The following is a 23,323-nucleotide window of genomic DNA, read 5'->3' on the forward strand; positions in this document are numbered from 1 at the left end:
TATGGATATATTGTTCTCTAGAAGAGAGAATCACATTTCCAACGCTCAGCGAGGAGACGGGATGTCATCCCAGGACACGGACTCGATCGGCGCGTCCGCGCCGACCACGGCAGTCACCAAACGATTGCTGATAGACGGACAGCTGGTCGAGGCGGAACAGACCTTCGCCTCGCTCAATCCCGCGACCGGCGAGGTGTACGGCTACGCGCCCGAAGCCACGCTCGAACAGACCGAGGCGGCCATCGCCGCCGCCCGTCGAGCCTTCGACACGACCAGCTGGTCGACCGACGCGGCGTTGCGGGCTCGCTGCCTGGACCAACTCCATCGGGCACTGCTCGACAACGTGGAGGACCTGCGCGAGCTCACCATCGCCGAGGTCGGCGCCACCCGGCGGCTCACCCACGGCAACCAGCTCGACTTCCCGATCGAGATCGCTCGCTTCTACGCCGACCTGCTGCCCGAGTACTCGTTGACCGAGGAACTGAGCGAGCTCGAGATCCGCGGGGAGCGCCACCGGCGCTGGATCGAGAAGGAAGCCGCCGGTGTCGTTTCGGCGATCGTGGCCTACAACTACCCGCATCAGCTGGCCCTGGCCAAGCTCATGCCCGCCCTGGCGGCGGGCTGCACGGTGGTGCTCAAAGCCGCCCCCGATACCCCGCTGGCCACGCTCGCCCTCGGTGAGCTGATCGCCGAGCACACCGATATCCCGCCCGGCGTGGTGAATGTGTTGTCCGCCGCCGACGTCGAGATCGGCAAGCTGATGACCACCCACCCCGACGTGGACCTGATCACCTTCACCGGCTCCACTCCGGTCGGGCGCCAGATCATGGCGGCGGCGAGCGAATCGCTCAAGCGGGTCTTCCTCGAGCTGGGCGGCAAATCCGCGATGGTCCTGCTCGACGACGCCGACTTCGCCACCACGGCGGTGTTCGCCGCGTTCACCATCTGCACCCATGCGGGACAGGGCTGCGCGCTCACCTCGCGGCTGCTGGTGCCACGCGCGCGCCACGACGAGATCGTCGAGCTGGTCGCCACCAATCTGGGCTGGGTGAGCAGCGGGGATCCCAGTGACCCGAAAACCTATATGGGACCGCTGATCAGCGCCAAGCAGCGCGACAAGGTACACGGCCTGGTCGAGCGCGCGGTCGCCGCCGGAGCCACGTTGGTCACCGGCGGTACGAAGGTCGATCCGGGCTTCTTCTACGCACCCACCCTGCTCGCCGGCGTCGATCCCGACAGCGAGATCGCGCAGGAGGAGGTCTTCGGCCCGGTGCTCGTCGTGATCCCCTACGACGATGACGACGACGCGGTGCGCATCGCGAACAATTCGATCTACGGCCTGTCCGGTGCGGTGTTCAGCGCCGATACCGAGCGCGCGCTCGGGATCGCCCGGCGTATCCGCAGCGGAACGTTCAGCATCAACGGCGGTAACTACTTCCAGCCGGACGCTCCCTTCGGTGGATTCAAACAGTCGGGGATCGGCAGGGAAAGCGGTGTCGCCGGGCTGGAGGAATTCCTCGAGAGCAAGACCTACGCCGCGGTCGTCGGGTTGAGCGACGCGTCGGGCGGTGCCCAGTAGTGGGGCCGCTCGAGGGAATTCGCGTCCTCGAGGTCGCGATGTACGGTTTCGTGCCGTCGGCGGGCGCGGTCCTGGCCGACTGGGGCGCCGATGTTGTCAAGGTCGAACACGCGGTCACTGGCGATCCGCAACGCGGCCTCAGACAAATCGGCCGGATGCGGGTCGAGGGTGACCCCAATCCCAATGTCGAACATGCCAATCGGGGCAAGCGCAGCATCGGCGTGGACATGTCGGTGCCCGAGGGGCGCGCGGTGATCCACGACCTCGCCCGCGAGGCCGACGTGTTCCTCACCAGCTTCCTGCCGCAGGCGCGGACCAAATTCGGGATCGACGTGGACGACATCCGCGCGGTGAACCCGAAGATCGTCTACGCGCGCGGCAGTGCGCTCGGCCCGCGCGGCGCGGAATCGGACAAGGGCGGTTTCGACATGACCGCCTTCTGGTGCCGCGGCTCGGTCGCCGCCACCATCACCCCGCCGGGCACCGAGGGCATGGTCTCGCCCCCGGGGCCCGCCTTCGGCGACACCATCTCGGGGACGAACCTCGCGGGTGGGATCGCGGCGGCGCTGCTCAAACGGGAACGCACCGGCGAACCGTCGGTGGTCGATGTCTCGCTGCTCGGGAGCGGGCTGTGGGCGATGGGCCACACCATCGCGCTCTCGGCCCATCTCGGTGAGCCGATGGTGGCGCCGGTACCGGGCGCCCATGGCGCGCCGACCAATCCGCTCTCGGGTCTGTACGCCACGGCCGATGGCCGCTACCTGTCGCTGGTGATGTTGCAGCCGGTGAAGTTCTGGGCCGACGTGTGTCGCCACATCGACCGTCCCGAACTCGCGACCGACCCCCGTTTCGGGACCTCGGCCGACATCGCGGCCAATACCCAGGAGGCCGTGGCGATCCTGCGCGAGGCGTTCGCGAGCCGGACCCTCGCCGAATGGACCGAGCGCCTGGGAACGCTGTCGGGACCGTGGGCGCCGGTCCAGGACAGCCTGCAGGTCGGCTCGGACCCGCAGATCAGGGCCAACGAGTACCTGATTCGCGCCGGTGAGCTCGAATTGGTCGCCAATCCGGTGCAATTCGATGTCACCGCACCCGAACTGGCCCCCGGCCCCGAGTTCGCCGCCCAGACCGAGGAGATCCTGCTGGGCCTCGGGCTGGACTGGGAGCGGGTCATCGCTCTCAAGACAGCGGGCGCGATCACCTGAGATCGGCTCACGATCACGAAAAGCTCCGGCGGGCAAGCACTGTGGTGCCCGCCGGAGCTTTTCTGTTCGGCCCGGCGGTGTCGCGGATGCCACCGGCTCCGCGCTGATCGAGCCAACGTGACAGCGAGCGGCCCGCCTCGGGTGATGCACCGAGGCGGGCCGCTCGTTTTCTGTTCTTCTTCGCTTGTGCGCCGAGCCGATCAGCGGCCGTGTTCGACCTGATCGAACGGCAACCCTCGATCGGCGGCGGCTTCCCGGGGCATCCCGAGGACCCGCTCGCTGATCTGGTTGAGGGCCATCTCGGTGCTGCCGCCCGCCAGGCTCCACGCCTGGCGCATCAGGTAATCCTGTCCGGCTTGGCCGGTCGCGGCATCGTCGGCGTCGAAGCCGGTAGCGGCGGCGGCGCCGGCGATCCGCACCGCCATATCCGCTTGCAGCCACGAATTCCGGGCGCTGAACAGCCGGACCATCGATCCGGCCGCGGGCACGAACTCACCTGCCGCGATACCGCGGGTGATGTGGCCGATCAGCTGATCGTGGACCATATTCAGCGCCCGCGCCTCACCGAGGTCCTCCCTGACCCGTGGGTCATCCAATTGACCTGTCCGCCTCGCCAATTCGATGAGATCGGAGATATCACGCCCGCTGTGGGTCTGGATGCCGCTGGAGTAGGGCGACGCACCCCCGACGGCGCTTCGCTCATGGAACAGCTGCCGGTTCGTGGTTTCCCAGCCACCGTCGACCTCGCCGAGCACCGCCTCCGCGGGCAGCACCACATCGTCGAAGAATTCCTGGCAGAACTCCCGAGACCCGTCGACCTGGGTGATGCGCTGGATAGTGACACCGGGCGCGCGCACCGGAACCAGGAACATGGTGAGCCCGGCGTGTTTGGGCACCGACCAATCGGTGCGGGCCAGGCACAGCCCGTAGTCGGCGGCGTACGCGCCCGAGCTCCAGATCTTGGCGCCGTTGAGCACCCAGGAATCGCCCCGGCGCTCGGCGCGGGTGGTGAGCCCGGCCAGGTCCGAGCCGCCGCGCGGTTCGGACAGGAACTGCACGAGCAGTTCCTCACCGCGCAGCACCGCCGAGAGGTGGGTGCGCTTCTGTTCCTCGGTGCCCATGTCCAGAATCGTCGGCGCGCAGACGGTCAGGGTCGGGATATTGAGCGCCAGCGGCATCTCGTAGGCGCGCGACTCCTCGCTGAACACCCGCTGGTGCTCGGGTGTCAGGCCCAGCCCGCCGTACTCCTTCGGAAAGCAGATGCCGGCGAAGCCGCCGTCGTAGAGGATGCGCTGCAGCTGTTTGGCGCGCTGCCAGGATTCCTCGGACTTGCTGGTTTCCCCGTGCTGATTGGGCGGTGCGGGCTCGAGGTTGTCCGACAGCCAACGTCGGGCGCGGAGGCGGAATTCGTCGACGGGCTCCAGCTCAGCGGTGCTCGTTTCGGTCATGCGACCTTCCTGTCCAGGAGATCGGTGAGGCGACGGCGATGCTCCTCCGGCGTCCCGTACAGCGCGCGCCCGAGGGTGACCCGCCGCAGATACAGATGCATATCGTGTTCCCACGTCACCCCGATGCCGCCGTGGATCTGCACGCAGTCCTGGAGCAGGCCGGGGACGACGGCCCCGATATAGGACTTCGCGACGCTGACCGCCTCGGCGGTTCTGGTCGGGTCGCCGTGGAACGCGTTGGCCGCGGCCCAGGCGGTGGCACGGCAGGCCTCGAGCGAGGTCTTGTGTTCGGCCGCACGATGTTTGAGCGCCTGATAGGACGCCAGCTGCCGGCCGAAGGTGTAGCGGTCGAACATCCACCGCACGGTGAGTTCGAAAGCGTGCTCGGCCGCGCCGGTCGACTCCGCGGCGGTGAGCGCCGCGGCGACCTGCACCTGGGTCTCCAGCGCGGCGGCGGTCTCGCCGGGATAGCGCTGAACGACGGCGTCCTCGCCGACCACGACATCGACCAAGGAGACTTTCGCGGTGCGGCGAACGAGGTCGAGTGTCCAGGTCGGGGTGACGGTGACGCCCGGTGCGTCGGCGGCGATCAGCACCTGGACCGGCCCCTGGGGACCGCGCGCGGAAACCAGCAGCACGTCCGCTTGATCGCCGCACTCCACCCGATCCTTGACGCCGGAGATCCGGAAACCGGTGCCCTCTGGCACCGCGACGGTATCCACCGCCGCGCGCCCCAACCCGTGTCCCGGCTCGTAATGGGCCCAGGCGGCGATGGTCTCGCCACTGAGCACCGCGGCGAGCAGGTCCGCGAAGCGGTTCTGCTCCCTGACCAGCGAGGTCAGCACGGCACTGGTGGTGATGAGCGGGCCGGGCGCGCAGGCCCGCCCGAACTCCGTCGCGACCAGGGCGAGGTCGGCCATCGGCACCGCCGAGACCGATCCGCCGCCGAGCCGCTCCGGGACCAGCGGTGCGGTCCAGCCGAGTTCGGCGCCCCGGCGCCACCATGCGCGGTCGAACCCGACGCCGGAGGCGGCGAGGCCGCGCACGACGTCGAGCGGAACGGACTTGGCGAGAAATTCGCGCGTGGTCGAGCGGAACAGCCGCTGGTCGTCGGAGAGCTCGAAGTCCATCAGAGTGATTCCCAGACAGTCACTTTCATGGCTGCCGGGTCGATGGCCGGGCTGAGCGTGAAACGCCCGTCGGCGGAGCGAACCTTGATCTCCTTCAGTACCGCACCGGCATCGCCGTCGATGAGGTAGTCGGCCTGATAGGTGAATTCCGGGGCCTGCCCGCCGACCGGTTGGGCGCGGAATCGGGTGCACGACTCGACGCCGGGGATCGCCAGCATGTCGGGAATGTGCACCTCGGTGTACCAGGTGTTGTATTCCTCGTCCATGCCCGCGCGGGGACTGGAGAAAACGATCAAATGCATGGCAATGTCCTTCGGTTGTTCGAGTGCTCAGCTGATGTGCTGGGCGGCATAGCGTTCGGCCCATTCCGCACGCGGCCGAATGGTCAGGTCGACATCGAGGGCGTTGTTCCGCAACGCCGCGACCGTCGCCTGTTCGCGGGGGATGTGGGTGAAGGGATCCCAGTTGAGGAATCGGCAGGCGTTGCGCCAGGTGATCTGATGGATGTCGCTGTCGTCGGCGCCGGCGCTGTTGAGTTCTTCCAGCACGAATTCCGGCGCATCGGGGAACAGCGAGTCCGAGTGCGGGTAGTCGCATTCCCACGCGATGATGTCGATCCCGATCTCGTGTCGCATCTTGAGCGAGTTGCGGTCGGTGACATAGCAGGCCATCACGTGCTCGCGGAACACGTCGCTCGGCATCCGGCCGCCGAAGTCGCGGCGCAGCCACTTCTGATTGGTGTAATGGCGGTCGGAGCGGTCGAGGTAGAACGGAATCCACCCGATCCCACCCTCGGACAGGGCGACCTTGAGGCCGGGATAGGTGCGCAGCGCCGGTCCCCACAGCAGGTCCTGGATGGCGATCTGCGACACCGTCGGCGCGAGGCACATGAGATTGTCGATCGGCGCGTTCGGCGCCAGGCGAAGCGCCCCGAAACCCTGCCCGATGTGCAGGTTCATCACGAGTCCGGTATCGGCGAGCGCCGCCCACACCGGACCCCAGTACTCGCCGTCGTGGTAGGAGGGCAGCCCGTCGATGTGCGGCAGTTCCGGCATCGTCACGCCACGGAACCCCTTGGCGGCGACCCGGTTGATCTCGGCGACGGCCAACGCGGGATCCCACAGCGGCAGAATCGCGTTCGGGATGAACCGGCCGGGGTAGGCGGCGCACCACTCGTCGATGTGCCAGTTGTTGTAGGCCGAGATCACCGCGATGGTGATCTCGTCCTTGAACTGGCTCAGATGCCCGGCGCTGAATCCGGCGAAGGTCGGAAAGCACATCGAGGACAGGATGCCGTTGGCATTCATGTCCGCCACCCGGCTGTGGATGTCGTAGACCCCCGGCCGCATCTCGGCGTAGCGGGCCGGATTCTTGTCCCACTCTTCCTTCGGCCACCCCACTACCGCGTTCAAACCGGTGACGCCCACCGGTTTGCCCCGATAGACCCACTGATCGACGCCCTGGTCGTTGGTGATCAGTTTCGGGATGTACTCGGCGTGCTTGCTGGGCGTGTGCCGGGCGAACATATCGGCCGGCTCGACCACATGGTCGTCGATGCTGACCAGGATCATGTCAGAGAAGTTCATGGAGGATTCCTCGAAGTCAGGCGAATTCGGTTAACGCAGTTGGTCTTTCATGACCTTGCCGGTGGCGTTGAGCGGTAGCTCGTCGAGGAACCGCACGGATCGGGGCGCCTTGTAGCCGGCCATTCGGTCGCGGGCCCACGACACCAGTTCCGCCTCCGATACCGGGCCCTTCGCGACCACGAAGGCGCGGCCGACCTGTCCGAGTCGTTCATCGGGCACACCGACGACAGCGACCTGGGCCACGGCGGGGTGCTCGAGCAGAAACGCCTCGACCTCGGCCGGATAGGCATTGAAGCCGCCGACGATGTACATGTCCTTCTTGCGCCCGTTGATCCGCAGGCGACCGTCCAGGTCGAGGCTGCCGAGATCGCCGGTGTGCAGCCATCCGTCGGCATCGATGACCGCCGTCGTCGCGTCCGGATCGTCGAAGTAGCCCTGCATGACGGAGTATCCGCGCACCAGCACTTCGTCGTCCTCGGCGATGCGCACTTCCACACCGTCACAAGGGGTTCCGACGGTGGTCGCGACCTGCTCGAAGGTATCGCCGGGCCGCGACGCTGTCGCGGTGCCGGCTTCGGTGAGCCCGTAGCCGGTCATGATCGACTGGAACGGCAGCTCGGTCTTGACCCGCCGGATCAGTTCGACCGGGATGTCGGCGGCCCCGGTGACCGCGGCCCGCAGCGACGACAGATCCCGGGTCGCGGGCGCGTCGAGCAGGGCGTGATACAGGGTGGGTGGGCCGGGCAGCATCGTCACCCGTTCACGTTCGACGAGCTCGAGCACCTGTTCGACGTCGAACACCGGCACCGGCAGCATCGTGGCGCCGCGGATGAGCGAGCTGATCAACCCCGCCTTGTAGCCGAAGGTGTGGAAGAACGGGTTGACCATCAGATAGCGGTCGCCCTCGCGCAGATCGGCCAGATCGCACCACTCCGCGTACAGCCGCAGAGTCTGGCGGTGATTCATCATCACGCCCTTGGGTCGACCGGTGGTGCCCGAGGTGTAGATGATGTCGGCGATGTCGGTGCCGTTGACCGCCCGTTCGAAAGGCTCACCGTCGGCGAGAAAATCCGATTTCAGGTCGATCACCGGCACGCCCTGCGGGCCGGTGTAGTCCGACCCGAGGAAGCCCTGCTGCACCAACAGCAGCTTGGCGCCGCTGCGCCGCACGACGTCGGCGGCTTCCTCGGCCTTGAACCGGGTGTTGATCGGGACCAGCACGCCGCCCGCGGTGACCAGCCCGAACGCGGCGATGATCCACTCGGCCGAGTTGGGCGCCCAGATCGCCGCCCGATCGCCGCGCTCGATGCCCGCCGCCGCGAAAGCGCCCGCGGCCTTGCGCACCCGGTGGGCGAGATCGATGAAGCTCAACCGCTGTGGCCCGTCGACGATCGCTTCGGCAGTGCCGAAGCGATCGGCGGCGCTCAGGACCATCTGCGGGATGGTCTGCCAGGTCATACCTTCAGCAGCCTCGCGAGATTGCCGCCCATGATCTTGGCCTGGTGCTCCAGGCTCAGATCCTTGATCTCGTGGATGTAGCGTGCCGGTTCGGCCAGGCCCTCCGGGTGCGGGTAGTCCGAACCGAACAGGACGTTGTCCACCCCGAGCAGGTCGGCGATCCCGCCGAGGTCCTCCTCCCAGAACGGGCTGACGAAGATGCTGCGCTTGACCGCCTCGACCGGATCCTGATGGCCGAAGCCCTCCGGCGCCTTCTTGGCGACGTCGGCGAGGTTCTCCAGCAGCGGCGCCAGCCACGACGCGCCGTTCTCGATGACCGCGACCTTGAGTTCGGGGAAGCGGAACAGCGCGCCGTGGCACACCCACGAGGCCACCGCGTCCTGGATCGGACGCCATTCGGTGGTCATCCGGAAGGTGTTGGTCTGGAACGGCAGCATCTCCAGGCTCGAGCCCTCCCACTCGGCGTTGTGCCGCGAGTAGCCGCTGTCGGAGGAGTGCATGGTGACGAGGATGTCGTGCTCGACCACCCGCTTCCAGAACGGGTCGAACTCCGGCAGCGCGAACGAGCGAAGCCCGCGCAGACCGGGGACCGGGGCCGGGCGCACCAGAATCGCCTTGGCGCCGTGCTCGACGCACCAGTCGAGCTCCTCGATCGCCTTCTCGACGATCGGCAAGCTCACCACCGGCACGGTGAAGATGCGGTCCTTGTAGACGAAATTGCCGTCTTCGCCCCAGGTTTCGAGCAGCCACCGGTTCAGCGAATGGATCACCGCGTGGATGAGATCGGGATGGTGGCGCATCCGCTCCTCGACGAGGCTGGCCAGCGTGGGGAACATCAGCGAGCGGTTGAGCTGCAGCTCGTTCATGAGCTCCAGGCGCGCGCCCGGCTCGCGGAACGCCGGGATCGACTTCATCGACTTGCCGAAGATCTCCCGGCGGCTCTTACCCTCGGGGTTGCCGTTCTTGAAGTAGTCCTCCATGGCGCCGGGACGGGCGACGACCTCGAAGGTGGGGTTGGGAATGTATTCGCTGATCTGGCCGAGGACCGCGATCTTGGTACGCCCGTTGACCTCGACGTACTTGATGGTCCCCTCGTACTCGGCAGGGAGGAACTTGGTCAGCGCCTCCTTGGTTTCGTAGAGGTGATTGTCCGCGTCGAACAACTGATACGGCAGATCCAGCTGCGTCATGAGAGCCTCCTTGTTGGTTAGTGAGAATCATATTCTCACAAGATGCGCATGGCAATATTCAGCCGCTACATTTGCGTCCAGACGGCCTTGGTCTGCAGGTAGGCCTCCAGGCCCGCCTTGCCGGACTCGTAGCCCCAGCCCGACTGCTTGTATCCACCGAAGGGCATGGAGTGGTCGAAGACCATCTGGCAGTTCAGCGAGATGGTTCCGGCCTGCAGTTGTTTGGCCAGTCGGTGGCCACGGCCGATGTCCTTGGTCCAGACGGTGGCGGCCAGACCGTAGGAGCTGTCGTTGGCCATCGCGACGACCTCCTCTTCGGTGTCGAAGGGCAGGACCGTGACGATCGGGCCGAAGATCTCCTCGCGGTAGAGGCGGCTGGTGGCGGGGTCGACATTGGTGGCCACGGTGGGGTGCACGAAGTACCCGGTTCGATCGAGACGCTGACCGCCGGCCACGAACTCGATGCCCTCGGATTTGCCCTGATCGACATAACCCAACACCCGGGTGAGCTGCTTGGCGCTGATCAGCGGGCCGGCCATGGTGCCCTCTTCCCTCGGCCCACCCATCTTCATGTTGTCGGCCAGGTTCGCGATGCCCGCCACGACCTTGTCGTAGGAGCCGCGTTGCACGAAGACGCGCGAACCGCACACACACGCCTGGCCCGAATGCACGAAGGCGCCGAAGCCGGCCATCATGATCGCCATATCGAGATCGGCGTCGTCGAAGATCAGCACCGGTGATTTGCCGCCGAGTTCGAGGGTGATCTTGTTGAGGTTGCTCGCCGCCGAGGCCGCCACGATCGCCCTGCCGACCTCGGTGGAGCCGGTGAAGGCGACCTTGTCCACGTCAGGGTGCGCGGTGATCGCCGCGCCGGTGGTGTGTCCGTAGCCGTTGACCAGATTGACCACGCCCTCCGGTACGCCGGCCTGGGCCAGGAGCCGGTCGAGTACCAGCGCCGAAAGCGGAGTCTCCTCGGCGGGTTTCACCACGCTGCTGCACCCGGCCGCGAGGGAGGGGGCGACCTTGGCGCAGTAGTTGAAGACCGGCCCGTTCCACGGGAAGATCAGCCCCACGACATCGTAGGGCTCCTTGAGGGTGTAGCCGTGCTGCCGCGATTCCACGCCGGTGAGCCCGCCGGCGTTGATGTCGTGCGCGATGCCGTCGATCTTCGTGCACCAGCCGGCGTAGTAGCGGAACCACTCCGAGCCGATGCCGACGGTGAGCGCGGCCTGGTTCTGTGGGATTCCGGCGTTGGCCGATTCGAGGTCGGCCAGCAGTTCGGTGTTCTCGTCGATCAGATCCGCGACGCGCCAGAGGATCTTGGCTTTCTCGCTGCCCGCCAGGTTCTTCCAGATGCCGGATTTCGACGCCGCTTTCGCCCGTGCGACGGCGTCGTCGACGGCTTCGGAGCCGCCGTCGGTGAATTCGGTGAGCTGTTCCTCGGTGACGGGATCGACGACGGGGATCGCGTCTCCGGTGCCCGGTCGGTTGCGGATCTCGTCCAGCACAGTCTGCACGCTCATGGCGTAACTCCTCGCATGTCAGCGGTGACTCGAGCGCAACGGATTCGGTACGCGGAATGCACCGTCGTCGCAAGGTTAGGCGCATAACCATCGAGGTGTCCAGACCCCAAATCGGCTCCGGTGAGGAACGGGGAAGCTAGGTGGAAGCCCGCACGATGAGGCGGGCGACATCGGTCGGCTGTGGCGCGGGGGGTGCCGGATATCCCAGTTCGGTGAGGACAGCGGCGATCGCGGCATCGGCCACCGCGGCGGGGATGTACTCCACCGTCGTCAGCGGCGGATCACACAGCGCCCCCATGGGATTGGCCTCGATGCCGATCACGGCGAGGTCGTGCGGGCAGCGCAGACCCGCCTCCCGCAGACCGTGCAACACCAGACCCGCGATCTCGTCGCTCTGCGCGCAGACCGCGGTCACCCCGTCGCGCACCCACCTGGTGACCAGCTCGGCCACACCGCTCGCGGTCACCTCGTCCACGGTGATCGGCGGCAGATCGTGCGCACGCGCGGCGTCGACGATTCCCTGGAGCCAATAGTCGCCGAGGGCACGCCATTTGGCGATATCGGTGCGTCCGAACGCGATCCTGCGGTGTCCACGCGAGACCAGGTGGCCGACGCGCATCGCCCCGACGGTGAGCAGGGGATCGCCGAGCGCGGGCAGCAGCCCGATCTCGATCAGGGGAACCTTCGCGGCGCGCACCTTGCCTCGCGCGTCGCTGCTCAACGGGAACAGGCTCACCACCGCGATCGGATCGAGATTGTCGATCGCGTCGATGATGCGTTCGTAGTCCTCGGTCTCGAAGATCTGCACCTGGAGCAAACCGTATTGCGCGAGCGCGGCGGCCATCAGGCTGCCCGCCTGAATCGGCATGTCGCCCACCGCGACTCGCGGCAGGATCGAGAGCACCACTCCGCTCTCGCCGCGCGCGAGATTTCGGGCGGCGACATTGGGGCGATAGCCGAGTTGCCCGGCGGCGCGGTAGACGGCCTCCCTGGTGCGTGCGGAGATGCGTTTGCCCGCGGAATTGTTCAGGACGTAGCTGACGGTCGCCGTGGAGACGTTCGCCAGCCGGGCGACATCGGCGTGGGTGGGCCGCGCACTTCTGCCGACACTCGTCGCGTCGGGATCGGGAGCGGCCATGCACTCATGATGGCACCGTCACCGCGGACCCGGTGTGTAGGGGCCGCCGTACGGCGTGGGAATGGTCAGCGGTCCCACCGGGGCCTGCTCGGCGGTCTGCAAGGGATCGACGGGCGGTGGCGCGGGAACTGGGTCGTCGGCCGGTCGCGGCGCGTTGCGGGCGCCGCGCGGCATGAGGGTGGGATCGGGGTCGGTGCAGTCCGCGTGCAGATAGGGTGGCGCGTAGTCGGGGACCGAGCCGGCCCGCCGCGGCACGTTGTAGTCGCAGGCGTAGCGGGGGTAGATGCTGGCCAGTGCCCAGACACCGCCGTCGTGGAACGCCGAGGCCACCGCGTCGAGGGCGGATCCGGCGCGCTGGCGGGGAAAGAAGAACTCCTCGAGGGCGGGAATCCGGGAATAGGCGACCTGCGAGACGGTGACGAGATTGCCCAGCAACTGCACCATCGTCGGTGAGTTCTGCGCGAGGACGGTGTCGAGTTCGGTCAGCAGCGGCGGTGTCTGCGCCAGCAGTTGTTCGTAGCCGCCGGTCATCGCTGCCATGCCGCCCGTCACCGCGGCGAGGTTCGCCGACGTGTCCCGCAGGACGGTGCGCCCGTCGTGCAGGGTCGTGACCACGACTCGGCTGTTGCGCAACAGGTTCACGGTGTTGGGCAGCACGGCGTCGAGCGTGGAGATGAGGAACGTGCCACCGTCGATGATGTCGGCCAGCTTGTCGGGCCCGGCCGGACCGACACCCAGTTCCCGCGAGATGGTCGCGAGTCGGCCGGGATCGATCTGGGCGAGGGTGCCACTGAGGCTTTGCAGCATGTCCGCCATCGGCACGGGGGTGGCGGTGCGATCGGCGGTGACCAGCGCTCCGTCGGTCAGATACGGGCCGTCGTTGCTCGCGGGCAGGAAGTCGAGATACTGCTCGCCCGCCGCGGACAGGGCCGCCGCCCGCACCTGCCCCGACACCGAGATTCGCACATTCTCGTCGATGGCGGCGACCGCGATCACCTTCTGGTCGACCACCCGCACCGAGTCCACGCGCCCGACCCGCACGCCACGCAGGGTCACTTCCTGCCCGGGCAGCAGCCCGCCCGACTGGGTGAGTTCGACACGCACGCGATACGGGTGATCGAGCGGATCGACGCCGAAGGTGGACAGGATCAGGTGCGAACAGGCGCCGGTGAGGATGGCGAGCAGTCCGAGCAGCGAGACCACAGCCCGATGCCGGTGCGCGGCCCGGACGACCCCGACGAGCGCGCGCGCCGGTGTTTCCATCCGGCTCGGCCGGGGTGTCGTGGTCATCGTGGTGCTCCTGCCAGCCGGACGCCCAGCCGATCGATCATGTGCTGGAGCGAGCCGACGAAGGCGGTCCAGTCGGTGATGTCGGGGGCCCGGCCGCCGACGCCGCCCGGATTTGCCGGGTCGGGAATCGCGAGCTCGGCGACGTCGACCGCGACGTGCCCGTTGGGACCACTGATCATCTTGAGCACGATCTTGATCATCTCGTTCACCGAGTCGAGGTCGGCCTCCGGATTGAGGGCCGCGGCGTTGAGCCCGGCGGCCAACTGGTTGATGTTGGCGGCCATGCTCGTGGTGTTGGTGCCCGCGACACTGGGGAACCGCGCGAGCTGGGTGGCGATCGTGTGGACGCGATCGACCAGGGTGACCAGGGAATCGGTGTTCTCGGCGAGGACCTCGACGGCCGGTCCGGCCGCGGCCACGGTGTCGGCGAGGGTGGACTGCTGGGCTGCCACCGTCGCGCTGAGATCGGCCGCGCCGTGCAGGACACCGTTGATCTGGTCGGTGCGATCGGCGAGGCCGTGCAACAGTGTTCGGGTCTCGTCGAGCAGTGCGGCGAGCCGGTCACCGCGGCCGCCGACGTGGTCGCTGAGCGCGGCGACGACGGTGGTGAGGTACTGGATGGTGCCGCCGTTGACGAGAAGCGATGCGCGAGTGAGCATTTCCTCGATCGTCGAGGCCGCCGACGTCGACTCGAGCGTGATCGCGGCACCGTCGTCGAGTACCGCGCCGCCGGGCTCGACGATCGGCGGCGGCTTCATCGCCACGAAGACGTCGCCCATCGGGGTGGCCGACCGCAGCTGCGCCGAGGTGCCGACGGGCAACCGGACCGACGAGGTGATGCGCAGGGTCACCAGGGCGGTGTAGTCGCGTGCCGACATGGACTCGACCTGACCGATATCGGCGCCGTTGAGCGTCACCTTCGCCTTCATGGGCAGATTGAGCGCGTTGGAGAAGGTCGCGGTGAGGGTGTAGGTGTCGCCGCCGAGCCCTGGTGCCGGCAGCGGCAACTGGTCGAGCCCCACGGCACATCCACTGGTGGACAGGGCGAGCGCGACGGCGACCGCGAGTCGGGGCGCGAACTGGGTGCGAGGTGTCATCGGCCGCTCTTTCCCGCGATGCCCGCCAGGATGGCGGTGATACCGAAATCCGGTCCCATATCGCGCATGGTTCCGGTCGCGCAGCCCTGGTTCTGCAGTTGGAGCAGGTTGCAGATCTCCTTGACCATCTGGCCGTCGAGCAGCAGCCGGTTGATGTCCACCACGGCGCGCAGTGCGCGGACATTCGGGTCGACGGAGTTGTAGGCGTTGTCGACGACCATCGGGAACACATCGAGGAACTGGGCGAGGTTGTAGTCGTAGGCGGCCAGGGAACCGGTCACCGTGTTCGCGTTGGTGGCGAGACCGGAGATGGTGCCCTGGTGGCGTCGCAGCAGTTCGGTGACCTGGCCGATGATCCGGTTCAGCGCGGCGCCGGTCTCGCCGGAACCCAGCTGTTGTTCGGCCAGGAAATCGGTGAGTTGTGCGACGGCGCCGCCGAATTCGCGCAGCGTTCCGTCATTGCGCGCGGCTGCCGCGGTGAGCTCGTCGAGGTTGGTGACGACGGTGGTGATCGCGTCGCGGGTGGCGGCACCGTTGTCCTGGCCCTGGCGCAACGCCCGGGAGAGTTCGCCCAGGGCCGCCCGCATTTCGTCGCCGTTGCCCGTGGTCGCGGCGGACCCCAGGTCGATCAGGTCGGCGACCGGTCCCGCGCCCTTGCCGTCACCGCCCAGCGAGGTCGACAACTTCTGCGCCATCGACAGCAGCGCGTCGAACTCGACCGGCGACTTCGTGCGGGCGGTACCGAGCACCGCTCCTGAGGGCAGGGTGGGCCCGCCACGATAGACCGGGGTGAGTTCCACGTGACGGTCGGTGAGCAGCGAGTCCGAGATCGTGACTGCCTGCACGTCCGCGGGTAGCTGGATCGCGCTGTCGACTCGCATCTCGACGACGACCTCGGTGCCGCGGGCCTCGATCCGGACGATCCGCCCGACCTTCATGCCGAGCACCGAGACCGGGTTGCCCTCGTAGAGGCCGTTGGCATTGGCGAATTCGGCGGTGATGGTGGTGGTATCCGCCTGCGAACCGACCGAGCAGCTGGTCAGGCAGGCGACGCTCACCGTGAGGGCGGCGAGCTTCAGGGTGGAGATCAGGGCTTTCATCGACAGTCCTGGTGATAGGGGGCGCGGCCGTTCTCGACGGCGACGGCACTCAACGCGCACATCCACGAGTCGACGAAGGCGCCGTCGGGGGCGCTGGCATTGAGTTCGGCACCGGTACCGGTGGCGTTGGCGAACATGCGCCAGGGGACCGGAAGGATCTGCAGGATGTTGCGCAGCAAGTCGTCGTGGCCCGCCATCATCGCGGTCATATCGCGCAGGTCGGTCAGCAATTGTTCGACCTCGGCGTGGTCATCGACCACGATCGGCTCCAGCCGCGCGACCAGCGTGGTGATCGCGTCCAGTAGTCGACGTAGCGCGTCCTGGCGGGCGATGATCTGGCGCAGCACCGTGCCGCCCTGACCCACCACCGAGGCGAGTTCGGCCTGCTGGGAACGGATCACGGTGCTGACCTGGTCGGTACTGGTGAGCAGCGTGCCGATTTGGTCGCGTCGGGTCGCGATGGTGGTCGACAGCGACCGGATATCGCGCAGGATGCCCGGCACCAGCGACGGCATGCCGTCGAGTCCGCGCGACAGCGATGTCATCGACTCGGCGATCTTGTCGGCGTCGAGTTGGTCGAATGTCGTGGTCGCGTCCTGCAGCGCGGTCTCGAGGTCGTAGGGAACGGTGGTCTGGGACAACGGAATTCGATTGTCACGCAGTTCGCCGCCGCCGGACGAGCGCAGCTCGACATAGCGCGAACCGAGCAGCGTGGTGAGTTTGATCGCGGCCGCGGCATCGGCGCCGAGGACGACCTCGTCGTCGACCGACAAGCTCACTTCGACGTGGTCGCCGGCCAGCCGGGTGCCGGTCACTGTGCCGACGGGAATGCCCGCCCAGGTCACCGGGTCACCGGCGGCGATTCCCGCGGCTTGCGCGAAATCGGCCCGCACCGTGCGGGTGCCGAGGTTCAGCGAATTGACCACGACCAGCACGAGCAGCGCCAGCACCACCGAGAGCACGGCGATGAGGCCGGTTCGCATCGACTTGTCGGTGGCGATCGCGCCGGAACCTCGGCGCGTCGAGACGCGAGTGAGGGCGCGCAGTGGTGTCTTCATGGGTCCTACCTACAGATCGCGGAGTGCTGGGGCCGACCGGTCGGGGAGGCGCCGCCCAGGATCTGCGCGATCACCGGATCGATGCCGGGGATGATGCTGAAACTGATATCGCACACGTAGGCGTTGACGAAAGCGCCCGCGTCGGTGGCCCGGATCATGGCCTGGAACAGCAACGGAATATTGAAGCCGAGGAAGGCGAAACGTTGGTTGCCGTCGACGAAGTGCCGCGCGAAGCCGGGTTCGCGGTTCATGAACTCCGTCAGCGACGGACTCGCGCCGTCGACCACCGCGGCGGCGTCGGCCACGACGGTGGAGATCCGCGCGGTCTGGTCCACCAGCGTGTCGCGGCGGGATTCGAGCGCGTCGAAGATCTTGCGGGTCTGGGTGAACGTCGTCTGTAGTCCGGCGCTCTGCCCGGCCAGTGTGGTCATCACCGCCGACAGGTTGTCGATCAGGGTGCCCAGGATCTGGTCGGGCCCGGCGAAGGACTGGACCAGGGTCGCGGTCTCGGTGATCAGGGCGGCGACCGCGCCGTCGTCGCCCTGGAGGGCGCGGATCAGCGCGGAGGTCAGATTGTCGACGTCCGCGGGGTCGAGGGCGCTGAACAACGGCTGGAATCCATTGAGCAGCCCCGACAGATCGAAACTCGGTTCGGTGCGCTCGAGAGGGATCCGCGCGCCGGGCGCCAGCGCCGTCGGGTCGCCGGATTCGGCCCTGCTCAACCCGAGATAGCGCTGTCCGATCAGATTCTGATAGGTGACCGAGGCGATGGTGTTGGCGTAGACGGGCTGATCTCGCTGAATCCGGAAGCCGACCTCGGCATCGGGACCATGGATGCGGATGGAGTCCACCCGGCCGACCTGTACTCCGGCGACCCGGACGTCGTCGCCGACGCGCAGGCCCGAGACATCGCTGAACACCGCGGAATAGGCGTGCGTGTCACCGGTGACATCACGTTGCAGGGTCACGCGGACCATCCAGATCAGCAGGGCGGCGACGAGCAGGAAAGCGGTCAGTCCGGCGAGGTCGCGTGTCATTTTCACCGTGGTTCTCCGGTGGGTGGTTGGGCGGGCACCGTCAGGCCGAGCAATTCGGCCAGGCTCGCGGCTTCCCTTGGTAGACCGAGGCTTTCGGCCACAATGTCGCGCTGGGTGAGCGTGTTCACCGGCTGGTCGGCGGCACCGATGACCGCCGGGCCCGCGGCGGGTCCGTTCGCGCAGCTCGCACCGGCCAGTTCGCCGTACCGTGGGCAGTCGGTCCGGGTGTATTGCTTGTGCGGGGTGAGCTCGACGATCACCTTGGCGGTGCCGCTCTGGGTCGCGGGTTGCCAGAAGTCGCGCGCGAACACCTGCGCGATCCGGGTCTGTGAGGTCGTCATCTGCACGAAATTGGCGCTGCCCGCGGCGAGTAGCTGCAGCACCGGGCCCAGTCTGGAGTTGAGGTCGATGAGAGTATCGGTCCGGTTGTTCAGCGCGGTGCCGACTGTCTCGGTGGTCGCGATACCGCCGGTCAGCAACTCGGACAAGCGGATTCGCTGCTCAGCGACACTGCGCAGCGGCGTGACCGCGCTGTGGAGCGCGGCGAGCAGATCGGGAGCCGATTCCTGGAGTCCGAGTACCGCGTCCGAGAGCCCGGTGAGCAGCGCGGTGTCGTCGGTGCCCGAGAGTTCGGCGTCGTAGGCCCGCACGATGCGCGCGAGCTGGGTGCCCGCGGCCAGCGCGTCCGCGCCGCGGCCGCGGGTCGCGCGTTCGACGGTTTCCAGGATCCCGACGGTGGGATCGGCGTCGGGGCGTCCCACCGCGTCGACGATGCGGCTCAACGCGGTGAGCGAGGTCTGCAGCTGCACACTGGCCCGGCTGTGGTCCTCCGGTATCGATGCTCCGGCGCGCAGGGCGGGGCCCGGCCCGTTGTCGATGAGCTGGATCGAGGGCACCGCGAATACGTTGCTCGGGACGACCCGCGCCGTCACCGTCGCCGGAATGGTGGCCGCGTGCTCGGGCGTCAGCTCGATGCGCACCCTGTTGGGGTGGGCGCGGTCCGCGGCGACCACCTCCTGCACGCTGCCGACCAGGATGCCGCGATATTTGACGTCGGATCGTTTCGGCAACCCGTCGCCCACGTCGACCAGCATCGCGGTGACCTCGATCGTCTGCGCGAACGCGCCTTCGGATCGGGCGACCATCGCCGCGACGGTGGCAGCGACCACGGTCAGCGCGGCGATCCCGCGCACGAACAGCTTGGTGTTACTCAGGTGCCGGTCATCGGACTCGAACACTATCGACATCGCGTTACCCACTGATCCTGGAGCCGGCGTCGAAACCCCACAGCGCCAACGTCATCAACAGATTCACCGAGATCATCACCGTGATGCTGGCGCGCATCGCCCGCCCGGCCGCGACGCCGACCCCCTGTGGTCCGCCACGCGCGTAGTAGCCGAAGTAGCACTGGATCGTGGTGGTGATGGTGACGAACACGATCGCCTTCAACAGCGAGAACACGACGTCGGTGCCGCTGAGCACCAGGTCGAAGTAGTGGGCGTAGGTGCCGAAGGATTGTCCGCCGACCAGCCCGACGAACAATTCGACGGCCAGGTAGTCCGCGGCCAGCGCGGCCAGGAACAGGGGGATCACCGCCACGATCGAGGCGATCAGCCGCGTCGAGACCAGGAAGGGCACCGGCCGGATCGCGATCGCGTCGAGGGCATCGATCTCCTCGGCGATCCGCATCGCGCCCAGCTGCGCGGTGAACCGGCACCCCGCCTGCGCGGCGAAGGCGATCGAGGCCATGATCGGGGCGAGTTCGCGCGTGGCCGCGGTCGCGGCGATCATGCCGGTCGCGGGCTCCATGCCGAGCAGTTTCAAGGCGTTGAAGCCCTCGATGCCGACGATGCCGCCGGCGGCGGCGCCCAGGATGATCATCACCCCCGCCGTTCCGCCACCGACGATGAGCGAGCCGTTGCCCCAGGTCACATCGGACAGGATGCGCAGCGATTCGCGGCTGTAGTGGCGCAGCGCCACCGGTATCGAGATCACCGCGCGCACGAAGAACGTGAACATGTGCCCGAACCGGATGATGCCGCGCCACGGCCCCGCCACCACGGCGAGCACGGCCCGCGCGCCGGGCGGGCGATACACGCTGGCCATCAGAGTGTCGTCCTCGGGAACAACATCGTGTAGATCTGGGTGAATCCGAGGTTGACGACCATCAGCACCACGATGGACGCCACCACGGCGGCATTGACCGAATTCGCCACGCCGCCTGGCCCACCCCGGGTGTTGAGGCCCTTCTCGCACGCGATGACGACGACGATCACGCCGAACACCGCGGCCTTGACCATCGCCAGGTACAGATCACCCGAGGTCGCGAAGGAGGAGAAGGTCGCCATGTAGCTGCCCGGAGTCCCGTCCTGGACATAGACATTGAACAGGTAGCCGGCGAGAAACCCGACGAAACAGCTCACCGCGGTGAGCGCCATCGCGATCAGGATCCCGGCGGCCAGCCGCGGCACCACGAGCCTGCGCAGCACCGAGACCCCCATCACCTCCATGGCGTCGATCTCCTCGCGGATCTTGCGTGACCCGAGATCGGCGCACAGCGCCGAACCCACCGCCGCCGCCAGCAGAATCGCGGTGACCAGCGGCGCCGACTGGCGGATCACGGCCAGGCCACTCGCGGCGCCCGCCAGTGCAGTCGCCCCGACCTGTCCTGCCAGCAAACCGAATTGGATGGACAGGGTCGCGCTGATCGGCACGGCCACCGCCACCGTCGGCAGCAGCGAGGTCTTCACCATGAACATCGCCTGCCCGACGAATTCGTCGAAGGGAAAGCGCCGCCCCGCGATGTCGGTGACCAGGTACCGAAAGGCGTCCCGGCCGAGTTCGACCTGCCGTCCGACGGTCTGTAGCGAGGCGACAGGGTGTCGCCGGCTGTATTGCTTCGACCAATCTTTGATCTCGGTGACCGCTGATGCGCTGGGTTCCACTGCGAGCTCTCTTTCCGATGTCGACGTCGCGTCAGCCCGGTGTGGGCGCGGCGAGTTCGCGAAGGGAGGCCAGGAACAGTTCGTCCATGCGCGGGCTCAGTTCGCTCAGGGTGGCCGCGCCGGCATGACCGACGGAGCCGAAGACGCGTTCGAGGGCGTCGGCGGGCGTGGTGGCGCCGATGGACAGGCACAGGCACGCCACGCCTTCGGCGCGCAGTTCCTCGAGCGCCTTCGCGGCGTCGGCCTCGGCGTAGCGGCCCTCGTAGCCGTCGTCGTAGGGGCAGCCGTCCGACAGCACCACCAACAGCCGATTCTGTGTTCCCGCTTCCTTTTTGAGAATCTCGCCCGCGCCACGGATCCCCGCCCCGAGCCGGGTGTAGTTCGAGGGCGCGAGCTGATTGAGTCTGGCTCGACCGACAGCGCCGAAGCGCTGGTCGAAGGTCTTGATCGCCGGCAGGTACACCGCGTGGCGGCCTTCGGAGCGGAAGGCGTACACCGCGACGCGGTCACCGAGCTCTTCGAGCGTCACGGCCAGGGTGGCGGCCGCGCGCCGCTGGTGCTCGTGCACGGACAGGCCCTCCAGGTCGGCGTCGGTGGACGAGCCGGAGGCATCGAGCAGGATCATGACGCCGAGATTGCGTTCGAGCCTGCGGTGTTCGAGGTACACGTTCTCCGGCCGTGAGTAGCCCGAACGCAGATCGACGAACAGGTCGATGAGCGCCTCGATATCGAGCTCGTCACCATCGGGTCGCCCGCGCAGCACCTTCGGACCGAGCCCGACCCGAGCCAGCCGCCGCCGCAGCACATCGTCTTCCGGTACGCGCGCTGCCGCGATATCGGTGGGAGCGGTCAGCGGGAAATCGACGACCCGGCACCAATCCGGCTTGTACCGGTTGTTGAACACGTCCCACTCGGGATGGAGCGCGCCGCCGATTCCGGCGGCAGCGCCCGGCTTGTCGGCGTCGGTGAACCTGATCCGGGTGGGCAGCGGCCGGGCTTCGGGCCCGACCATCCGCGCCCGCCGTACCGCGCTGACCGGTGCCTCGGTGCCGCCGGGCGAGTCACCGTCGGACCGCGAACTGCCCATGGCCTTGCGCAGGAATTCCATCGCCGACTTGCCGCTGAAGAGGGGATTCTCGAAGAGTTTGAGAATCTTGCTCTCCTCGGACTTCTCGACGCTGTCCTCGATCTCGTCATCGGCCTCGGGGATGTCGCTGAGGTCGAATTCCAGGCGCAGTTCGCGCTCGCTCGCTCGTCCGCCCGGTCCGGGATCCGAGGCCACCAACTGGGAGGGTTTGATGGCGCCGAACCAGGCGGGTGGCTCCTCGACCGGCGTTTTCCCCTTGGCTGCCGCGAGCGAATCTGCGGCAGTCGTGGTCGCGGGGGTACCGCAGAGCCCGACCTCGGTGGCGAGCGGAAGTCGTTGGGCAAGTTCGGTGAGGACGCGACGGCCTTCGAGAGCCAGATAGCGACGAGCCGCCGTCGGACGCCCGCGCAAGGACCGCACCAACGCCGGATCCAGGCTCCCGGCGCCGAGCAGCGCGCTCTGTACGAGCACTTCGCGCCGCTGCTCGGCATCGGTCGCACCGCCGGACACGAACACGATCCGGCCGTTCGTATACGGGGTCCCGCCCGCCGGCAGTTCTGCGATACCCACAGACCTGCCGGCGAGATAGGTGGCCAGGAGCCTGAACCGCTCCGGCCCGTTCGGATCGTTGTCGATCATGGCCGTGGGAGGACAGCGTCGACGAGTTCGCCGAGGGCGGCGACGATATCCGCGTCATCCGAAAGCGCCTGCACCACAGCCGATTGCACGGCGGTACGCAGGGCCAATCCGCCCGCGACGAGGCCGCCGGCGAGGATCAGCATCCGGGTGGAGGACACCTCGCGCAGCGGCGAGTTGTCCAGGTTGCGGATGGCGCTGCCGACCGCGACCAGTGCCCGCGCGGTCTCGGCGTCGACCCCGGCTTCGTGGGCGATCACCTCGCGCTCGACCTCGGGCGGCGGGAAGCCGAGTTCGATCGCGACGAAGCGCTGCCGAGTCGACTCCTTGAGGTTCTTCAGCACGCTCTGATAGCCGGGGTTGTAGGAGATCACCAGCTGAAACCCGGGTGCCGCGGGCAAGGTCACGCCGAGTCGGTCGACCGGAAGTTCGCGGCGGTGATCGGCGAGCGGGTGGATCACCACGGTGGTGTCCTGGCGCGCCTCCACGACCTCGTCCAGATAGAAGATGGCACCCGAGCGCACCGCCCGCGTCAACGGCCCGTCCACCCAGACCGTTTCGCCGCCCTTGAGCAGGAAACGTCCGACCAGATCCGCCGAGGTCATGTCCTCGTGTCCGGCGACGGTGATCAGTTCGCGGCCGAGTTCGGCGGCCATGGTTTCCACGAAGCGGGTTTTTCCGCAGCCCGTGGGGCCCTTGAGGAGAAGCGGGAGGCCGCCTACGGCCGCCGCTCGGAAGACCTCGACCTCGTCGCCGACCGCCCGATAGAACGGTGCACGCGGAACATCGAGTACAGCGCTGGATCGATTGGTCATG

The 23,323-nt window shown here is 67.6% G+C and carries 20 protein-coding genes; 2 read left to right on the top strand and 18 right to left on the bottom strand.

The window, feature by feature from the left end:
* Positions 1-61: 61 nt before the first annotated feature.
* Both ACWDXS_RS04300 and ACWDXS_RS04305 read left to right on the top strand, forming a co-directional pair.
* Positions 62-1,579, top strand: a complete 1,518-nt coding sequence (locus ACWDXS_RS04300) for an aldehyde dehydrogenase family protein (protein ID WP_067444948.1) — start codon at positions 62-64, stop codon at positions 1,577-1,579.
* Positions 1,579-2,784, top strand: a complete 1,206-nt coding sequence (locus ACWDXS_RS04305) for a CaiB/BaiF CoA transferase family protein (protein ID WP_387444714.1) — start codon at positions 1,579-1,581, stop codon at positions 2,782-2,784. The genes ACWDXS_RS04300 and ACWDXS_RS04305 overlap by 1 nt, the downstream gene beginning before the upstream one ends.
* Before the next feature lie 200 nt (positions 2,785-2,984).
* Here the strand turns inward: ACWDXS_RS04305 and ACWDXS_RS04310 are convergent, their stop codons facing one another.
* The 18 genes from ACWDXS_RS04310 to ACWDXS_RS04395 form a co-directional block, all read right to left on the bottom strand.
* On the bottom strand, positions 2,985-4,232 hold the full coding sequence (locus ACWDXS_RS04310; protein WP_449961900.1) for an acyl-CoA dehydrogenase family protein: 1,248 nt from the start codon (positions 4,230-4,232) through the stop codon (positions 2,985-2,987).
* A complete protein-coding gene (locus tag ACWDXS_RS04315; protein WP_449961903.1) occupies positions 4,229-5,362 on the bottom strand; it encodes an acyl-CoA dehydrogenase family protein in 1,134 nt (377 codons plus the stop codon). The genes ACWDXS_RS04310 and ACWDXS_RS04315 overlap by 4 nt, the downstream gene beginning before the upstream one ends.
* Entirely contained in the window at positions 5,362-5,664 is a 303-nt protein-coding gene (locus ACWDXS_RS04320) for a DUF4286 family protein (protein ID WP_132369824.1), read from the bottom strand. Before ACWDXS_RS04320 ends, ACWDXS_RS04315 begins: the two co-directional genes overlap by 1 nt.
* 27 nt (positions 5,665-5,691) lie before the next feature.
* Positions 5,692-6,948 (bottom strand): amidohydrolase family protein, encoded by a 1,257-nt coding sequence (locus tag ACWDXS_RS04325; RefSeq protein ID WP_449961907.1) that lies wholly within the window; start codon positions 6,946-6,948, stop codon positions 5,692-5,694.
* 30 nt (positions 6,949-6,978) lie between these two features.
* Positions 6,979-8,406: a FadD3 family acyl-CoA ligase gene (locus ACWDXS_RS04330; protein WP_449961910.1), complete on the bottom strand. Its 1,428-nt coding sequence runs from the start codon at positions 8,404-8,406 to the stop codon at positions 6,979-6,981.
* A complete protein-coding gene (locus ACWDXS_RS04335) occupies positions 8,403-9,596 on the bottom strand; it encodes an amidohydrolase family protein (protein ID WP_449961913.1) in 1,194 nt (397 codons plus the stop codon). The genes ACWDXS_RS04330 and ACWDXS_RS04335 overlap by 4 nt, the downstream gene beginning before the upstream one ends.
* Before the next feature lie 65 nt (positions 9,597-9,661).
* Positions 9,662-11,119 carry an aldehyde dehydrogenase family protein gene (locus tag ACWDXS_RS04340; protein WP_449961916.1) on the bottom strand — a complete coding sequence of 486 codons (1,458 nt, stop codon included), beginning with the start codon at positions 11,117-11,119 and terminating at the stop codon, positions 9,662-9,664.
* Between the two features lie 136 nt (positions 11,120-11,255).
* Entirely contained in the window at positions 11,256-12,257 is a 1,002-nt protein-coding gene (locus ACWDXS_RS04345) for a LacI family DNA-binding transcriptional regulator (RefSeq protein WP_449961919.1), read from the bottom strand.
* 18 nt (positions 12,258-12,275) lie between these two features.
* Positions 12,276-13,547, bottom strand: coding sequence for an MlaD family protein (locus ACWDXS_RS04350; RefSeq protein ID WP_449961922.1), 1,272 nt, complete (start codon positions 13,545-13,547; stop codon positions 12,276-12,278).
* Positions 13,544-14,644 (bottom strand): MlaD family protein, encoded by a 1,101-nt coding sequence (locus ACWDXS_RS04355; RefSeq protein ID WP_449961925.1) that lies wholly within the window; start codon positions 14,642-14,644, stop codon positions 13,544-13,546. The genes ACWDXS_RS04350 and ACWDXS_RS04355 overlap by 4 nt, the downstream gene beginning before the upstream one ends.
* Positions 14,641-15,744, bottom strand: a complete 1,104-nt coding sequence (locus tag ACWDXS_RS04360) for an MCE family protein (protein WP_449961928.1) — start codon at positions 15,742-15,744, stop codon at positions 14,641-14,643. Before ACWDXS_RS04360 ends, ACWDXS_RS04355 begins: the two co-directional genes overlap by 4 nt.
* Positions 15,741-16,802, bottom strand: a complete 1,062-nt coding sequence (locus ACWDXS_RS04365; protein WP_449961931.1) for an MCE family protein — start codon at positions 16,800-16,802, stop codon at positions 15,741-15,743. Before ACWDXS_RS04365 ends, ACWDXS_RS04360 begins: the two co-directional genes overlap by 4 nt.
* A gap of 5 nt (positions 16,803-16,807) precedes the next feature.
* Complete coding sequence (locus ACWDXS_RS04370; RefSeq protein ID WP_449961934.1) at positions 16,808-17,839, bottom strand: MlaD family protein; 1,032 nt, start codon at positions 17,837-17,839, stop codon at positions 16,808-16,810.
* A 2-nt stretch (positions 17,840-17,841) separates the two neighbouring features.
* Complete coding sequence (locus ACWDXS_RS04375) at positions 17,842-19,086, bottom strand: MCE family protein (protein ID WP_449961937.1); 1,245 nt, start codon at positions 19,084-19,086, stop codon at positions 17,842-17,844.
* A gap of 4 nt (positions 19,087-19,090) precedes the next feature.
* Positions 19,091-19,945 carry an ABC transporter permease gene (locus ACWDXS_RS04380; RefSeq protein ID WP_378990183.1) on the bottom strand — a complete coding sequence of 285 codons (855 nt, stop codon included), beginning with the start codon at positions 19,943-19,945 and terminating at the stop codon, positions 19,091-19,093.
* Positions 19,945-20,784: an MlaE family ABC transporter permease gene (locus tag ACWDXS_RS04385; protein WP_379314699.1), complete on the bottom strand. Its 840-nt coding sequence runs from the start codon at positions 20,782-20,784 to the stop codon at positions 19,945-19,947. The genes ACWDXS_RS04380 and ACWDXS_RS04385 overlap by 1 nt, the downstream gene beginning before the upstream one ends.
* 31 nt (positions 20,785-20,815) lie before the next feature.
* Positions 20,816-22,510 carry a VWA domain-containing protein gene (locus tag ACWDXS_RS04390; RefSeq protein WP_449961942.1) on the bottom strand — a complete coding sequence of 565 codons (1,695 nt, stop codon included), beginning with the start codon at positions 22,508-22,510 and terminating at the stop codon, positions 20,816-20,818.
* Positions 22,507-23,322, bottom strand: a complete 816-nt coding sequence (locus ACWDXS_RS04395) for an AAA family ATPase (protein ID WP_449961945.1) — start codon at positions 23,320-23,322, stop codon at positions 22,507-22,509. The genes ACWDXS_RS04390 and ACWDXS_RS04395 overlap by 4 nt, the downstream gene beginning before the upstream one ends.
* Between the last annotated feature and the right edge of the window lies 1 nt (position 23,323).

The organism is Nocardia sp. NPDC003183 (genome assembly GCF_053590715.1).

Bases quoted from the DNA above. Each gene is read 5' to 3' on its own strand.
- ACWDXS_RS04300 (WP_067444948.1), top strand. From the start codon at position 62: ATGTCATCCCAGGACACGGACTCGATCGGCGCGTCCGCGCCGACCACG.
- ACWDXS_RS04355 (WP_449961925.1), bottom strand. From the start codon at position 14,644: ATGACACCTCGCACCCAGTTCGCGCCCCGACTCGCGGTCGCCGTCGCG.
- ACWDXS_RS04370 (WP_449961934.1), bottom strand. From the start codon at position 17,839: ATGACACGCGACCTCGCCGGACTGACCGCTTTCCTGCTCGTCGCCGCC.
- ACWDXS_RS04335 (WP_449961913.1), bottom strand. From the start codon at position 9,596: ATGACGCAGCTGGATCTGCCGTATCAGTTGTTCGACGCGGACAATCAC.
- ACWDXS_RS04375 (WP_449961937.1), bottom strand. From the start codon at position 19,086: ATGTCGATAGTGTTCGAGTCCGATGACCGGCACCTGAGTAACACCAAG.
- ACWDXS_RS04340 (WP_449961916.1), bottom strand. From the start codon at position 11,119: ATGAGCGTGCAGACTGTGCTGGACGAGATCCGCAACCGACCGGGCACC.
- ACWDXS_RS04350 (WP_449961922.1), bottom strand. From the start codon at position 13,547: ATGACCACGACACCCCGGCCGAGCCGGATGGAAACACCGGCGCGCGCG.
- ACWDXS_RS04395 (WP_449961945.1), bottom strand. From the start codon at position 23,322: ATGACCAATCGATCCAGCGCTGTACTCGATGTTCCGCGTGCACCGTTC.
- ACWDXS_RS04320 (WP_132369824.1), bottom strand. From the start codon at position 5,664: ATGCATTTGATCGTTTTCTCCAGTCCCCGCGCGGGCATGGACGAGGAA.
- ACWDXS_RS04315 (WP_449961903.1), bottom strand. From the start codon at position 5,362: ATGGACTTCGAGCTCTCCGACGACCAGCGGCTGTTCCGCTCGACCACG.
- ACWDXS_RS04310 (WP_449961900.1), bottom strand. From the start codon at position 4,232: ATGACCGAAACGAGCACCGCTGAGCTGGAGCCCGTCGACGAATTCCGC.
- ACWDXS_RS04380 (WP_378990183.1), bottom strand. From the start codon at position 19,945: ATGGCCAGCGTGTATCGCCCGCCCGGCGCGCGGGCCGTGCTCGCCGTG.
- ACWDXS_RS04325 (WP_449961907.1), bottom strand. From the start codon at position 6,948: ATGAACTTCTCTGACATGATCCTGGTCAGCATCGACGACCATGTGGTC.
- ACWDXS_RS04330 (WP_449961910.1), bottom strand. From the start codon at position 8,406: ATGACCTGGCAGACCATCCCGCAGATGGTCCTGAGCGCCGCCGATCGC.
- ACWDXS_RS04365 (WP_449961931.1), bottom strand. From the start codon at position 16,802: ATGAAGACACCACTGCGCGCCCTCACTCGCGTCTCGACGCGCCGAGGT.
- ACWDXS_RS04345 (WP_449961919.1), bottom strand. From the start codon at position 12,257: ATGGCCGCTCCCGATCCCGACGCGACGAGTGTCGGCAGAAGTGCGCGG.
- ACWDXS_RS04390 (WP_449961942.1), bottom strand. From the start codon at position 22,510: ATGATCGACAACGATCCGAACGGGCCGGAGCGGTTCAGGCTCCTGGCC.
- ACWDXS_RS04360 (WP_449961928.1), bottom strand. From the start codon at position 15,744: ATGAAAGCCCTGATCTCCACCCTGAAGCTCGCCGCCCTCACGGTGAGC.